The organism is Thermodesulfatator autotrophicus, assembly GCF_001642325.1.
Taxonomy (GTDB): domain Bacteria; phylum Desulfobacterota; class Thermodesulfobacteria; order Thermodesulfobacteriales; family Thermodesulfatatoraceae; genus Thermodesulfatator; species Thermodesulfatator autotrophicus.
The window spans coordinates 1-410 of sequence record NZ_LSFI01000121.1 but is presented as its reverse complement, the minus strand read 5'-3'; the positions used below and the strand labels follow the sequence as shown (position 1 = coordinate 410).

Below are 410 nucleotides of genomic sequence, written 5' to 3'. Positions count from 1 at the left end.
ATATTTTTCTAACCACTCTTCAATGAGTTCTCTTTTAAATCTCCACTGTCCAGCCACTTTATAAGCAGGGATTTCTCCTTTTCTTGCCATTCTATAAATTGTATGCTCATCAAGTTGTAAGTATTCTGCTACCTCTTTCACAGTCATTAGTTTTTTTTCTTTATCACTCATATCTTAATACGCCTCCAGGGTTGGTTTCAAAATGTTCTATTCAAATACACTAAAGTTTAACATCGTCCATTATTATATGAAAAAATTCAAAAAAAGTCAAGCTCATTGTGGGGTTTATCTTCAAAAGAAGAAACTCACGAGACAATAACTTTGATTTCTTGAGGGTGCCCTTTCCCTCTTACCATTTTTATTTTCAGTTTGTCCTTGAAGGTTCGCAAAGCCTCACACGAGCGGAGCCA

1 protein-coding gene is annotated in these 410 nt (G+C 35.4%); it reads right to left on the bottom strand.

Annotated features, from left to right (window positions below; genetic code table 11):
• A partial coding sequence (locus TH606_RS12140) for a helix-turn-helix domain-containing protein (protein ID WP_408033341.1) occupies window positions 1-147 on the bottom strand: 147 nt, incomplete at its 3' end.
• Between the last annotated feature and the right edge of the window lie 263 nt (window positions 148-410).